At 66.6% G+C, this 12,956-nt stretch carries 11 protein-coding genes; 5 read left to right on the forward strand and 6 right to left on the reverse strand.

What is annotated here, in order from left to right; all coding sequences use genetic code 11:
• Positions 1 to 3: 3 nt before the first annotated feature.
• Entirely contained in the window at positions 4 to 1,734 is a 1,731-nt protein-coding gene (locus ACOQFP_RS14665) for a phosphoenolpyruvate--protein phosphotransferase (RefSeq protein WP_421584736.1), read from the reverse strand.
• 170 nt (positions 1,735 to 1,904) lie between these two features.
• On the opposite strand from ACOQFP_RS14665, the gene ACOQFP_RS14670 reads away from it, so the two are divergent.
• Genes ACOQFP_RS14670 through ACOQFP_RS14685 form a run of 4 tightly spaced genes read left to right on the forward strand, consistent with a single transcriptional unit; the run spans position 1,905 to position 6,041 of the window.
• Entirely contained in the window at positions 1,905 to 2,672 is a 768-nt protein-coding gene (locus ACOQFP_RS14670; protein WP_421584737.1) for a DeoR/GlpR family DNA-binding transcription regulator, read from the forward strand.
• Positions 2,669 to 3,679, forward strand: a complete 1,011-nt coding sequence (locus tag ACOQFP_RS14675; RefSeq protein WP_341244768.1) for a 1-phosphofructokinase family hexose kinase — start codon at positions 2,669 to 2,671, stop codon at positions 3,677 to 3,679. The genes ACOQFP_RS14670 and ACOQFP_RS14675 overlap by 4 nt, the downstream gene beginning before the upstream one ends.
• Before the next feature lie 9 nt (positions 3,680 to 3,688).
• Positions 3,689 to 5,740, forward strand: coding sequence for a PTS fructose transporter subunit IIABC (locus ACOQFP_RS14680; RefSeq protein ID WP_421584738.1), 2,052 nt, complete (start codon positions 3,689 to 3,691; stop codon positions 5,738 to 5,740).
• Positions 5,741 to 5,783: 43 nt separating this feature from the next.
• Positions 5,784 to 6,041, forward strand: a complete 258-nt coding sequence (locus tag ACOQFP_RS14685) for an HPr family phosphocarrier protein (RefSeq protein ID WP_206490603.1) — start codon at positions 5,784 to 5,786, stop codon at positions 6,039 to 6,041.
• A 9-nt stretch (positions 6,042 to 6,050) separates the two neighbouring features.
• Here the strand turns inward: ACOQFP_RS14685 and ACOQFP_RS14690 are convergent, their stop codons facing one another.
• From ACOQFP_RS14690 to ACOQFP_RS14710, 5 genes are read right to left on the reverse strand one after another with little or no spacing between them, the layout of a single operon-like run.
• Positions 6,051 to 7,139: a hypothetical protein gene (locus ACOQFP_RS14690; RefSeq protein WP_421584739.1), complete on the reverse strand. Its 1,089-nt coding sequence runs from the start codon at positions 7,137 to 7,139 to the stop codon at positions 6,051 to 6,053.
• A gap of 5 nt (positions 7,140 to 7,144) precedes the next feature.
• Positions 7,145 to 8,686: a GTPase HflX gene (hflX, locus tag ACOQFP_RS14695; protein WP_206490601.1), complete on the reverse strand. Its 1,542-nt coding sequence runs from the start codon at positions 8,684 to 8,686 to the stop codon at positions 7,145 to 7,147.
• Positions 8,687 to 8,744: 58 nt separating this feature from the next.
• Positions 8,745 to 9,614 (reverse strand): diaminopimelate epimerase, encoded by an 870-nt coding sequence (gene dapF, locus ACOQFP_RS14700; RefSeq protein ID WP_341244770.1) that lies wholly within the window; start codon positions 9,612 to 9,614, stop codon positions 8,745 to 8,747.
• Between the two features lie 9 nt (positions 9,615 to 9,623).
• Positions 9,624 to 10,550, reverse strand: coding sequence for a tRNA (adenosine(37)-N6)-dimethylallyltransferase MiaA (gene miaA / locus ACOQFP_RS14705; protein WP_421584858.1), 927 nt, complete (start codon positions 10,548 to 10,550; stop codon positions 9,624 to 9,626).
• A gap of 16 nt (positions 10,551 to 10,566) precedes the next feature.
• On the reverse strand, positions 10,567 to 11,289 hold the full coding sequence (locus ACOQFP_RS14710; protein WP_421584740.1) for a hypothetical protein: 723 nt from the start codon (positions 11,287 to 11,289) through the stop codon (positions 10,567 to 10,569).
• Between the two features lie 152 nt (positions 11,290 to 11,441).
• On the opposite strand from ACOQFP_RS14710, the gene ACOQFP_RS14715 reads away from it, so the two are divergent.
• On the forward strand, positions 11,442 to 12,947 hold the full coding sequence (locus ACOQFP_RS14715) for a DUF349 domain-containing protein (RefSeq protein ID WP_206490599.1): 1,506 nt from the start codon (positions 11,442 to 11,444) through the stop codon (positions 12,945 to 12,947).
• Positions 12,948 to 12,956: the final 9 nt, after the last annotated feature.

Below are 12,956 nucleotides of genomic sequence, written 5' to 3' on the forward strand. Positions count from 1 at the left end.
CGTTCAGCCGAGGATTGCGCTCACTGCCTCTCGGGCCGCCGCGGTGCTGTCGGTCTTCAGGGCGGCGGCCGCAGCCGCCTTGCACTGATCCAGGGTGACCGTCGCCAATCTGGAACCCACATGGGCGACGGCTGCCGATGCAGCAGAGAGCGAGGTGATGCCGAGTCCGACCAGCACGCACGCCAGCAGCGGGTCGGCGGCGGCTTCTCCGCAGACGCCCACGGGCTTACCCGCCTTGGCTCCGGCGGCCGCGGTGTGTGCCACGAGTGACAGCACGGCCGGCTGCCACGGATCGGTCAGACCGGCGAGCTGAGCGGACATGCGGTCGGCCGCCATCGTGTACTGCGCGAGGTCGTTGGTTCCGATGGACAGGAAGTCCACGTGCTCGAGGATGTGCTCGGCCAACAGGGCAGCCGCAGGCACCTCGATCATGACGCCCGGGGTGAGGCCACGCTCGCGGACGTCGGCGGCGAAGTCCTTCGCTTCCTGGGCGGTCGCGATCATCGGAGCCATGACCCAGGGGGAAGAGTCCGTGGCCTTGGCGGCTGCGGCGATGCCGTCGAGCTGTCGGTACAGAATTCCTCGGTCTGCCTCGGCGATGCGGATGCCGCGAATACCCAGTGCCGGATTGGCCTCGTCGGGATGGGTGGCGAACCGAAGGGGCTTGTCGGACCCTGCATCGAGGGTGCGGACGACGACCTTCTTGCCCGCGAACGCGTCGAGCACTTGGGCGTAGATCTCGGCCTGTTCGTCGACGGTGGGCTCGGAGTCCCGGTCGAGAAAGCACAGTTCGGTGCGGAACAGACCGACGCCGTCGGCAGCACTGTTTCGCGCTGCGCGAGCGCCTGCGCCGTCCTGGACGTTGGCGAGGATGTCGACCGAATGCCCGTCTGCGGTGGCACCGGGGCCGACCCACCGGGATACGCGGTCGAGTTCGTCACGGGCCGACACCACTGCGGCGCGAGCCGATTCGGGGTCGGGTTCGAGTTCGATGCGGCCGCTGGTTCCGTCGACCGATGCATGCGTTCCTGCAGCGATGTCGTCGAGACCGGATACCGCGACGATGCACGGAATCCCCAGCTGACGCGCGATGATCGCCGTGTGGCTGGTCGGGCCGCCCAACGAGGTGGCGAGTCCGACGATGAGGGTGGGGTCGAGACCTGCGGTGTCGGCAGGTGCCAGGTCGTCGGCGAACAGGACCGACGCTTCGGCCGGCACGGGGACACCGGGTTCCGGCAAGCCCAGGATCTCGGCGATGACTCGATCGCGGATATCGCGCAGGTCGGTCACCCGCTCGGCCATGAGGCCACCGAGCTGGGTGAACATCGCGGCGAACTTGTCAGTGGCCGCTGCCGTTGCGCTCACCGCGGAGCTGCCCTTGGCGATCGAGGACCGAGCGGCACCGAGCCAGCCACGGTCGGCTGCCATCGCGGCATTGGCCGACAGCACCTCCGAGGCAGCTCCGGTTGCCAGCTCGGCGCGGCCGCGCAAACGGCCGGCGACCTCGTTCGCGGCGGCGTCGAAGATGTCTTTTTCGGCACCGCGATCGGCCTCGGCCACTTCACCGGTGTCGGCTGGAATGGCAGGGCGGGCACCGGGGCGGATGACAGGACCGTAGCCGACACCAGGCACGACGGGTGTGCCGTGCAGAGCGGCCTGCACTGGTCCGCCCTCGATGACATCCACTGTCGTGGCGGTACGTCCAGTCGAAGCGGTGCTAACCGATCCCGTCATGTGGTCCTCCTCGGATCCTGAGTGAACAAAAGCCTTCGTGCTGTTCGGCGAGCTGTGGTGTAGCCGGTTGCTCGCTGGTGTTGTGACCGAGATTACTCCAAACCCTTGACATGTCAACACACACGGGCGTAAAACAACATAAAGCAACATCGACCCGGAAGGAGACGCAGGTGTACGCCGAAGAGAGACAGCACGCAATCGCTGAGCTGATCAGCACGCAGGGCCGCGTCTCCGTGAACGAGCTTTCGACCACCTACGGCGTCACAACCGAGACGGTCAGACGCGATCTCGCCACCCTCGATCGGCTGGGTGTGGTCCGCCGTGTCCACGGTGGAGCGGTACCTGCATCGGCACTGACCACCCTCGAACCCGGCGTCTCGGAGCGGGAGTTCACTCGCGCTGATCAGAAGGACGCGATCGCAGCCGCCGCGCTGTCGTTCCTTCCTCCGGTCGGGGGCAGCGCGGTATTCGACGCCGGAACCACCACCGGACGCCTGGCCGGCCTGCTGCCGCACGATCGCGAACTCACGTTGGTCACCAACTCGGTGCCGATCGCCGCACGCGTGTCGACACTGGCGGGGGTCGGCCTCCGACTACTCGGTGGGCGCGTCCGGGGGACGACACAGGCCGCCGTCGGCGAGGAAGCACTGCGCACACTCGAATGGTTGAGGGTCGATGTCGCGTTCATCGGCACCAACGCCATCAGCGTCGGGCACGGCCTGTCCACTCCGGACAGCGACGAGGCTGCCGTCAAGCGCGCGATGGTCGATGCGGCCAACCATGTCGTGGTGCTTGCCGATTCGTCGAAGATCGGCCGAGAACATCTGGTGAGCTTTGCCCGGGTGCAATCCATCGACGTCATCGTCACCGACAGTGACATCTCCACCGAAGACCGAAAAAAACTCAGCGACAAAGGAATCGAGGTGGTGATCGCATGATGGTCACACTCACGGCCAACCCGAGCATGGACCGCACGGTCACACTCGATACGCCGCTCGTACGCGGGGGCGTGCACCGGGCATCGACCTCGGCCACCGACCCGGGAGGAAAGGGCGTCAACGTCGCTCGCGTCATCGGCGGGTCGGGAGTCGAGGCACTGGCAGTCCTACCGGCCAGGGCCGGAGACCCCCTGCTCGACGCGATGGCCGCGAAAGGAGTGCAGTACTCCGCAGTTCCGACGTCGGAACTGGCTCGCACCAACATCACCGTGAGCGAGATCGGTGGCACCACCACCAAGATCAACGAGCCGGGCGCAACGGTGTCGGCGCAGACTCGCGCCGAACTACGAGAGCGCATCTTGTCGCTTGCAGCCGATGCCGAGTGGGTGGTGCTGTCCGGTTCGCTTCCCCCCGGCCTACCCGTCGACTGGTATGCCGAACTCGTCACCGCACTACGCACCACCTCTGCGAAGGTCGCCGTCGATACCTCGGACGAGCCGCTGCTCGCTCTCGCGGCAGCGTTCCCGGGATCGGCACCGGACTTGATGAAACCGAATTCCGAGGAACTCGCGCAATTGACCGGGTACGATTCGGAGGAGCTGGAAAGCGCTGCAGCACAGGGTGATCCCACCGCCGCAATCGCCGCCAGCACAATCCTTCTCGGCCGAGGAGTCCGTGCGGTGCTGGCCACTCTCGGCAGCGCAGGAGCTGTCCTGGTCACCGCGGACGGTAGCTGGTATGCCAGTCCGCCCCCGATCACCGCGGTCAGCACGGTCGGTGCAGGCGATTCCTCACTGGCCGGTTACATCCTCGCCGATGCCGAGAACTGTTCCAACGCAGACAAACTACGCCGCGCCGTCGCCTACGGGTCGGCAGCGACCGCACTTCCTGGCACCACGCTTCCTCTGCCCGAGCAGACCCACCCGAATTCGGTGACGGTTCGTGCGCTCGACATTCCTACGCCCGTCACCCCGTCTACGTTCTCCCCTGCTTCGAACCTTCTCTAGGAGTCTGAAATGTCAACCCCCACCGCAGATCAGCCGGTCATCGCCGAGGATCTGATCCTTCTCGACGCCGATCTCGGCGAAACCAAAGCTCAGGTCATCGAGCGCCTCGCGGGTGTACTCGCTTCGGCGGGACGCGCCACCGACACCGACGCACTACGCGACGCCGCGCTGGCCCGCGAAGCGCAGTCGGCGACCGGACTGCCCGGCGGCATCGCAATCCCCCATTGCCGCTCCGAAGCGGTCACCTCTGCCTCGCTCGGATTCGCCCGCCTGAATCCGAAGGTCGATTTCGGAGCCCCCGACGGCCCGGCAGACCTGGTGTTTCTGATCGCCGCGCCTACCGGTGCCGGATCGGCTCACATGAAGCTGCTGTCCAGCCTGGCTCGCGCGCTGGTCAAGCCCGAGTTCGTCGCCTCGCTGCGCAACGCGTCCTCGGCGTCCGAGATCGTCACCCTCGTCGACGGCGTCATCAACCCTGCGACCAAGCCTGCAGTTGCGGCTCCCGTCGCGGCGGCCCCGGTCTCCACCGCCAAGCACAGCACACCCGACACCTCCGCCGAGGCGTCGTCGGCTCCCAAGCACATCGTGGCGGTCACTGCCTGCCCCACGGGAATCGCGCACACCTACATGGCGGCCGATTCCCTCGTCGCAGCGGGTGAACGCGCCGGAGTCACCGTCCACGTGGAGACGCAGGGTTCGAGCGGCAGCACGCCGTTGGATCCCGCGATCATCGCCGGAGCCGAAGCAGTCATCTTCGCCACCGACGTGGGCGTCAAGGGCCGCGAGCGTTTCGCCGGCAAGCCCGTCATCTCCTCGGGCGTCAAGCGTGCGATCAACGAGCCCGACGTCATGGTCACCGAGGCACTGCGCGCAGCGCTGAACCCGGACGCGGCCCGCGTCGGCGGTACTGCCGTCGCGGCCGAATCGAACGACTCGGCCGGTGAGCTCGGCTGGGGCACTCGCATCCGCCAGATTCTGCTGACCGGCGTCAGCTACATGATCCCGTTCGTCGCCGCCGGTGGTCTACTGATCGCTCTCGGATTCCTGCTCGGTGGCTACGAGATCTCCGGCGTCGCCGAGGACATCGTCGTCAACAACTCCATCACCTCTCTGCCCGACGGCGGAATCACCGCATACCTCGGTGCCGTGCTCTTCCAGATCGGCGCGCTGTCGTTCAGTTTCCTGGTACCCGCACTGGCCGGCTACATCTCCTATGCCATTGCCGACAGACCAGGTCTGGCACCGGGCTTCACCGCCGGTGCAGTCGCGGTACTGGTGGGGGCAGGCTTCATCGGCGGTCTCGTCGGTGGTCTGATCGCCGGCTTCGTCGCGCTGTGGATCAGCAAGTGGAAGATCCCCACAGTACTGCGAGGCCTGATGCCGGTCGTCATCATCCCGCTGTTCGCAACGCTCATCGTCGGCGCGATCATGTTCCTCCTGCTCGGCAAGCCGCTCGCCGCGATCACCAGCGGATTGACGGACTGGCTCAACGGACTCAGCGGCTCCTCGGTCATCATCCTCGGCATCATTCTCGGCCTGATGATGTGCTTCGACCTCGGCGGACCGGTCAACAAGGCGGCCTATGCGTTCGCTACTGCGGGCCTGTCGGTCACCGACACCGCGTCGCTGCGCATCATGGCTGCAGTCATGGCGGCCGGTATGGTGCCGCCGCTGGCCATGGCTCTGGCCTCGACCGTTCGCTCGCGGCTGTTCACCGAAGCCGAGCGCGAGAACGGTAAGGCTGCCTGGTTCCTGGGTGCGGCGTTCATCTCCGAAGGGGCGATCCCTTTCGCCGCAGCGGATCCGTTCCGCGTCATCCCGTCGATGATGGCCGGCGGCGCAGTCACCGGGGCCATGATCATGGCCTTCAACGTCACCCTCAGCGCACCGCACGGCGGAATCTTCGTGTTCTTTGCAATCGGGAACATCCTGTGGTTCATCGTGTCTCTCGCTGTCGGCACCATCGTCTCGGCGTTCCTGGTCGTCTCGGCCAAGCAGTTCGTCAAGAGCAAGAACTCCCCCACCGAAGCCGAACTCGATCCGGCACTCGTCACCGTCTGACACTCGCTAGCATCGCAACGAACCCACTACGAAGGAGCACCACATGCCCAGCACCACAGTCGCCGTCGGATCCTCGATCGGTCTGCACGCTCGTCCCGCAGCACTGATCGCCGACGCCGTAACCGAAGCCGGCGTGGACGTGACCCTCGCAGTGGCCGACTCGGAGCCGGTGGACGCAGGTTCGGCCTTGATGATCATGACCCTCGGTGCCACCAAGGGCACCGAAGTCACCGTCACCAGTGACGACCAGGCCACCCTCGACAAAGTGGTCGCACTCGTCGAAGCCGATCTGGACGCCTGACTCGGTCAGCTAGCCAGATCGCCTCGATCGCCGGACGGTGTATCCCACCGCTCCGGCGATCAGCACCACCCCGGCAGCGACGGCCGTTCGGAATCCCCATTCCGAGTCCGTCGCTGCCGGCGTCTGCGCGGGCCTGTCGGACACGGTGGTCGGCGACACCGACTCTGTAGCAGCAGGTTCGGGCGCAGAAATGTCCATGGACTCGGCGTCCGAGATTTTCAGAACGGGCGGAAGCGTTCCGTCCTCGGGACCGAAGCCCGCCTCCGACGCAAGGAGCAGGCTTCCGTCGTCCAGGAACGCCAGTGCCTCGCCCTGCGGTTGATCGGGCAACGCCACCACCGCCCGAGGCGAGGTCGGGTCCACGAGCGTGGCCGCGATGTCTCCGTCGGACGGATGGAACAGGTATGCGTCGGTGTAGGTGCGGACCGCGGCGATGGTGCCGTCCGCGTTCACCGCTCCCCCGGTCGCCAGAATCGAGCCGACCACGAACGGCGGCCCGCCGACGGTGTCGGTTGCGGTGAACGCCATCTCGCCGACCTTCCGCAGCGGCGTCGGCCCGGGGCTGTCCAGATCGGCGACGGATTCGTCGCCTGCCGGGACGTACACCCCGCTGACGCCCGAGAATTCCTTGGTGACGATCACCGGCCTACCGCCCGGCTCGATCAGTATCGTCTCGGCGTCGTGCGCGCCGTCGGGGTACGTCAGTCGGTGCAGTTCACCCGCCCCGGTCACCGGGTCCATTCGCGTCAATGCCACTGTGTCGCGGCGCATCTGATTGTCGCCGATATCGGCCAACCACAGCGAACCGTCGTACGAGGTCAGGTCCTCGACGTCGTACGGGTCGACGGGTACGTCGATCCATCGCTCGACGGCGCAGTTCGCATCGAGTTCAGCGACGCGGTCATCGGAACCACTGTCTCCGATCGCATAGAGAACCCCATCGATCGAGGTCAGTCCGGACAGTTCGGAGAGGCCGGGATCTGTGGGGCGACAATATGTTTCGGTGTCGACAGGTGCGGCGAGGGCAGTTCCGGTGAACGCGAGGGCAGTGGCGAACGCGGACGCGGCGGCACCACGCACCACCAGCCGTGGCCTCATCGAATTCAGGCGCTGGGAACGGCGGCCGTGAACTCGACGAGCGCTGCCGCGAGCGACTGCGGCACCCGAGCTTCGACCCGCGTGCCGTCCTCCTCGTGCGTGGACTGCACGATTCTGCCGTCGGTGTGAATGCGAGCGACCAGATCACCGCGGGTGTACGGCACCAGCACGTCGACCAACACGTCGGGCTCGGACAGGATCTCTCCGAGGTGATCGCGCAACTCGTCGATGCCCTCACCGGTCTTGGCCGAGACGAACCGGGCACCATCGAGCACACCGCGCAACTGGGTGAGCTGCACCGGGTCGGCGGCGTCGATCTTGTTGACCACCAACAACTCCGGCGGCATCTTCGCGTCCTGCTCGCGCACGACGTCGGTGATCACCTCACGCACGGCCTTGATCTGATCGATCGGCAGTGGATCGGAGCCGTCGACCACGTGCAACAGCAGGTCGGCATCGGTGACTTCCTCGAGCGTCGAGCGGAACGCCTCCACCAACTGGGTCGGGAGGTGTCGGACGAAGCCGACGGTGTCGGTCAGCACAATCGCGCGCCCATCCTCGAGCGTCGACTTGCGGGTCGTGGGATCGAGTGTGGCGAACAGCGCATTCTGAACGAGCACCCCGGATCCGGTCAACGCGTTCAGCAGACTCGACTTGCCCGCGTTGGTGTAACCGACGATCGCAATGGACGGCACCGTACCGCTGAGCCGCTGCTCCCGCTTCGTGTCGCGGGCCTGCTTCATGCCCTTGATCTCGCGGCGCAGCTTGGCCATGCGCTCGCGGATGCGCCGGCGGTCGGTTTCGATCTTCGTTTCACCCGGTCCACGCAGACCGACGCCGCCATTGCTGCCCGCACGGCCACCGGCCTGCCGCGACATCGATTCGCCCCAGCCGCGCAGCCTGGGCAACATGTACTCCATCTGCGCGAAAGCAACCTGCGCCTTGCCCTCTCGCGAGGTCGCATGCTGAGCAAAGATGTCGAGAATCAATGCGGTGCGGTCGATGACCTTGACCTTGACGACCTTCTCCAGCGCGTTGAGCTGGGCAGGGGTCAGTTCGCCGTCGCAGATCACCGTGTCGGCACCGGTCGCGAGCACGATGTCGCGCACCTCTCTGGCCTTACCGGAACCGATGTAGGTGGCAGCATCGGGCTTGTCGCGCCGCTGCATCAACGCTTCGAGCACCTCCGAGCCTGCGGTCTCGGCCAGGGCCGCCAGTTCGGTCATGCTGGATTCGGCCTGCGCCGCAGTGCCCGTGGTCCAGACACCGACCAGGACGACGCGTTCGAGACGCAGCTGTCGGTATTCGACCTCGGTGACGTCGGTGAGCTCGGTGGACAGACCGGCAACTCGGCGCAGCGCCGTGCGGTCTTCGAGTTGCATATCACCCGAGGACGGTGAGTCCTCGTCGTTGAGTGGGGACCGGGCCAACCGCCTCGACCATGCGTCGGACTCCTCGCGGGTCCACGCAGATGCGGTGTCGGATGAATCGTCGATGCTCTTCTCGACCGGTTCGCCCGCAGGGGATGTTTCATGTGAGTTCGTCATACATCACCCATGATCCACGAAAAACCCAGCGTATGCACGCGAGTTTTCCGTTCGAGCCTCAGGACTGGGCCGCGAACCACCGCTCGTCGATCTCCCCGCGGGCCAGCAGGACCGACGGACCGCGCAAGGTGGCACCGACATGATCGATGTTCACCCGTACCCTGCCGCCGAGCACACCGACGCTCACCTCACCGGTCTCGAGGCCCTCGTAGGACAACGCGGCGGCCGCCGCGGCCACGGTGCCGGTGCCGCACGATCGCGTCTCGCCGACGCCCCGCTCGAACACCCGCATCTCGACTCCTCCGTCGTCCAGCCTGGTCAGAATCTCGACATTCGCGCCGTGCGGAAAGAACTCGGCGTCCAACGTGGGTGGGGCGGAGAAATCGAGGGTTCGAAGCGAGGCACGAGTCGATGCACCGTCGACGCAGGCCAGGTGTGGATTGCCGACATCGATCCCGACACCGTCGAAGGACCGACCTGCGATCGAGACCGAGCTCGAACCCATCAGCGTCACCTCGCCCATCGCGACGGTCACATCGGCGTTCGTGTCGTCGAAGGAGTGCACCGTCACCGCGCGTGCCCCGGCGCGCGAACCCACCACGAACTGATCGCGTTGCTCCAGGTCGTGCACGCGCAGATAGTGTGCGAACACGCGGACACCGTTGCCACACATCTCGGCGATGGTGCCGTCACCGTTGCGGTAGTCCATGAACCAGTCCTCGGGCTCGATTCCCGCGGGAATGCGATCGAGCACGCCTGCATCGCGCAGCACTCCGGCCCTGGCGACCCGCAGGACACCGTCCGCACCGATGCCCTGGCGTCGATCGCACAGCACGGCGACCGCCGACTTGGTGAGCTCGAGCTCGGCTGCCGGATCCGGCAGTACGACGAAGTCGTTCTGGGTCCCGTGACCTTTGACGAAGTCCATGCGGCGAGTCTACTGAGAGACGAGTGCGGCCAGAGCATCCGAGGTCAGCGTCGGTGAGGCTCCGTCGAGCCAGCGCACCCGGTCGTCCCTCCGAAACCAGGAGCGTTGACGCCGCACGTAGCGCCTGGTGCCGATGAAGGTTCGTTCCCGGGCGTACTCGATGTCGTACTCCCCCGCCAACACGTCGAGCGCCTGGGCGTACCCGATGGCCCGGGATGCGGTGACTCCCTCCCGCAGGCCACACTCGAGCAGCGCTTCGACCTCGTCGAGCAGGCCGGTGTCGAACATGAGCCGGGTGCGCGCGTCGATTCGCTCGTCCAGTTCGACGGTATCGCGGTCGACGCCCAGTATGATTGTGCCCCAACGAGGTTCACCGATTTTCGGAGCCGATGCGGCGAACGGTCGACCGGTCAGCTCCACTACTTCGAGAGCGCGGACCATGCGTCGGCCGTCGGTGGGCAGGATCGATGCGGCGGCCTCGGGATCGGCCAGTCCCAACGCACGGTGGATCTCGTCCACCCCATCGCGTTCGAGTACCGCTTCCCATTTCGCCCGGACGGCCGGATCCGTCGCCGGGAAGGCCCACTCGTCGAGCAGCGACTGCACGTACATCATCGAGCCGCCGACGATGATCGGCCGCAGCCCTCGGGATCGAATGTCCTCGACATCGACTGTGGCCGCCGCCTGATAGCGCGCAACCGTTGCGATATCGGCGACCTCGAGCACATCGAGTTGATGATGCGGGATGCCGCGACGGTCTGCGGCCGGCAGTTTCGCGGTACCGATGTCCATTCCCCGGTACTGCTGCATCGCGTCGATGTTGACGATCTCGCCGCCGAGTTCCTCGGCCAGATCGAGGGCGAGATCCGACTTGCCCGTCGCCGTCGGCCCGATCACCGCAACGGGAGTCGTGGCCGAATCGCGCGGGTCCGCCACGGGGTTTCCGGTTCCCTCAGGCACGAGACCAGCTTCCGACGAAGTACCCGACGCCGAACGGAGCACCTCGGTAGAGCTCCGTCGTCGCCATCGCGTCGGCACCGACCACACCGGCCAACACCTGCCATGCCGCTCTGCCGCCGACCCCGAGGGCCGCGCACAGGTCCGAATCGAGTGCCGCCAACGAGTCGACCTCGGCTGCAGTCAGGGCATCGTCGATCCCCTGCTGGATTTGTTCGGCTCGCTCGTCGAAGGCTCCTGGAGCCTTTGCTGACAGCGTGTTCGCCCCGTCTGCCAGCACCAGGACACCCCAGCGCTGCTCCGATGCGTCGAGCTCACGCCGCAGTTGGGCTCCGAACTGCGCGCACCACCGAGGGTCCGCGGTCGCGGGGACCGTACGGACCTCGACCGCGGACTCCGGGGCGGCGGCACCGCGTAGCCAGCCGGCGATCAACACGGCCAGCGGCAGTTCGGGGTCCGGAACCGTGGACGTGCTGCCGCCGGACAGACTCACCGGCACGTCGACGCCGTAGCCGCGCAGGGTCCCGACCGTGGTCTCGTCGTAGTGGCCTTCGGCATCGTCGACACCGATGGCAAGCCACCGGTCTGTCTCCGACGTCAGCGCCCTCACCGCGGCCACGGCAGCGGTCCGAAGGTCCTCCGTCTGGGGAGCACGGGCACCGGCCAGTTCGGGTACGAGAAGCGGTGGGGTGGGCGCCAGGGCCGCGACACGAAACACGAAGACCACGCTAGCCGGTGACACGAGTTGGCCGGACGAGTCCACGTCGAGGCGTCTGAGCTGTTTCAATGGTCCGATCGGTCGTCACCGAGTTCAATGGTGTCCAGATCGCGATCTAAGGCAGCCGTGACGCGCGGCAGAGATGAGGAACAATGACCGACCCGAATGCCGGTACCCCCACACCTACCGAGGCTGCGTCCTCCGATGCACCCCAGCAGACCACCGGTGCGGCCGAGCCCAGTCCCGCCCAGTCCGATCCCGTCAAGCCCGGCGGTGGCCCGAAGCCGGGCAACGGACCCAAGCCAGGCGGTGGCCCGAAGCCCGGCGGCGGACCCAGGCCCGGTGCTCATGGGGTCGGTTCTCCTCGTCCGGGTGGTTCGATCGGGGCCAAGCCGCATCCGACGCCCTCGCACGTCCCCACCGCGATTCCGACTGTCGCCCCGGCGAGCGATCCCAGCAAGTTCGGCAGAGTCGACGACGACGGCACCGCGTGGGTGAAGACAGCCGACGGCGAGCGGCAGATCGGATCCTGGCAGGCCGGCGACGCGGCAGAAGGACTCGCCCACTTCGGTCGGCGTTACGACGATCTCGCCACCGAGGTGGGTCTGCTCGAAGCACGGCTGACCTCCGGCACGGGCGATGCGAAGAAGACCAAGGCTGCCGCGTCCTCGTTGTTGGAGAGCTTGCCCACCGCAGCGGTGATCGGCGACCTCGAGCTGCTCGCCCGGCGACTCGATGCGGTCGTCGAGCATTCCGACGCCGCGGCAGCAGTGGCCAAGAAGGAGAAGGAACTCGAACGAGCCGAGCACACCGCCCGTAAGGAGGCCCTCGCGGCCGAGGCCGAACAGATCGGCGGTGAGTCGACCCAGTGGAAGCAGGCCGGAGATCGGCTGCGCGAAATCCTCGATGAATGGAAGACGATCCGCGGGGTCGATCGCAAGGTCGACGATGCACTGTGGAAGCGGTACTCCAAGGCGCGGGAGAACTTCAATCGGCGGCGCGGAGCGCACTTCGCAGATCTCGATCGAGAACGTGGAGCTGCGAAAACGCGCAAGGAGGAGCTCGTCGAACGAGCACGGGCGTTGTCCTCGTCCACCGACTGGGGCCCCACCGCCGCAGCATTCCGCGATCTGCTCGTCGAGTGGAAAGCATCGGGCCGGGCACCACGCGATGCCGACGACGCCCTCTGGAAGAACTTCAAGGCTGCGCAGGACGTGTTCTTCTCGGCACGCAACGCCGCTGCGTCCGAGCGGGACGCCGAGTTCGAGGGCAACGCCGAGGCCAAGGAAGCCTTGCTGGCCAGGACCCACATAGATCCGAGCAAGGACCTGGACGCGGCACGGTCGGCCCTGCGTGACCTGCAGGACAAGTGGGATGCCATCGGCAAGGTTCCTCGCGAGAAGATGCAGGAGCTCGAAGGAAAACTGCGGGCGATCGAGAAATCCGTGCACGACGCCGTGGAAGCTCAGTGGCGACGTTCGGATCCCGAGGCCGTGGCCCGTGCGGCTCAGTTCCGCGAGCGGGTATCCCAGTTCGAGGATCAGGCTGCAAAAGCGAAGGCAGCGGGCAGAACCAAGGACGCCGAGCGCGCGCAGGCGCAGGCTCAGCAGTGGCGCGAGTGGGCAGACGCAGCAGAGAGCGCCGTCGACGAACTGTGACCAGCGGTG

Source organism: Rhodococcus sp. MALMAid1271 (genome assembly GCF_049195265.1).
Lineage (GTDB): Bacteria > Actinomycetota > Actinomycetes > Mycobacteriales > Mycobacteriaceae > Rhodococcoides.

Bases quoted from the DNA above. Each gene is read 5' to 3' on its own strand.
- ACOQFP_RS14715 (WP_206490599.1), top strand. From the start codon at position 11,442: ATGACCGACCCGAATGCCGGTACCCCCACACCTACCGAGGCTGCGTCC.
- ACOQFP_RS14690 (WP_421584739.1), bottom strand. From the start codon at position 7,139: ATGAGGCCACGGCTGGTGGTGCGTGGTGCCGCCGCGTCCGCGTTCGCC.
- ACOQFP_RS14680 (WP_421584738.1), top strand. From the start codon at position 3,689: ATGTCAACCCCCACCGCAGATCAGCCGGTCATCGCCGAGGATCTGATC.
- hflX (WP_206490601.1), bottom strand. From the start codon at position 8,686: ATGACGAACTCACATGAAACATCCCCTGCGGGCGAACCGGTCGAGAAG.
- ACOQFP_RS14675 (WP_341244768.1), top strand. From the start codon at position 2,669: ATGATGGTCACACTCACGGCCAACCCGAGCATGGACCGCACGGTCACA.
- dapF (WP_341244770.1), bottom strand. From the start codon at position 9,614: ATGGACTTCGTCAAAGGTCACGGGACCCAGAACGACTTCGTCGTACTG.
- ACOQFP_RS14685 (WP_206490603.1), top strand. From the start codon at position 5,784: ATGCCCAGCACCACAGTCGCCGTCGGATCCTCGATCGGTCTGCACGCT.
- ACOQFP_RS14665 (WP_421584736.1), bottom strand. From the start codon at position 1,734: ATGACGGGATCGGTTAGCACCGCTTCGACTGGACGTACCGCCACGACA.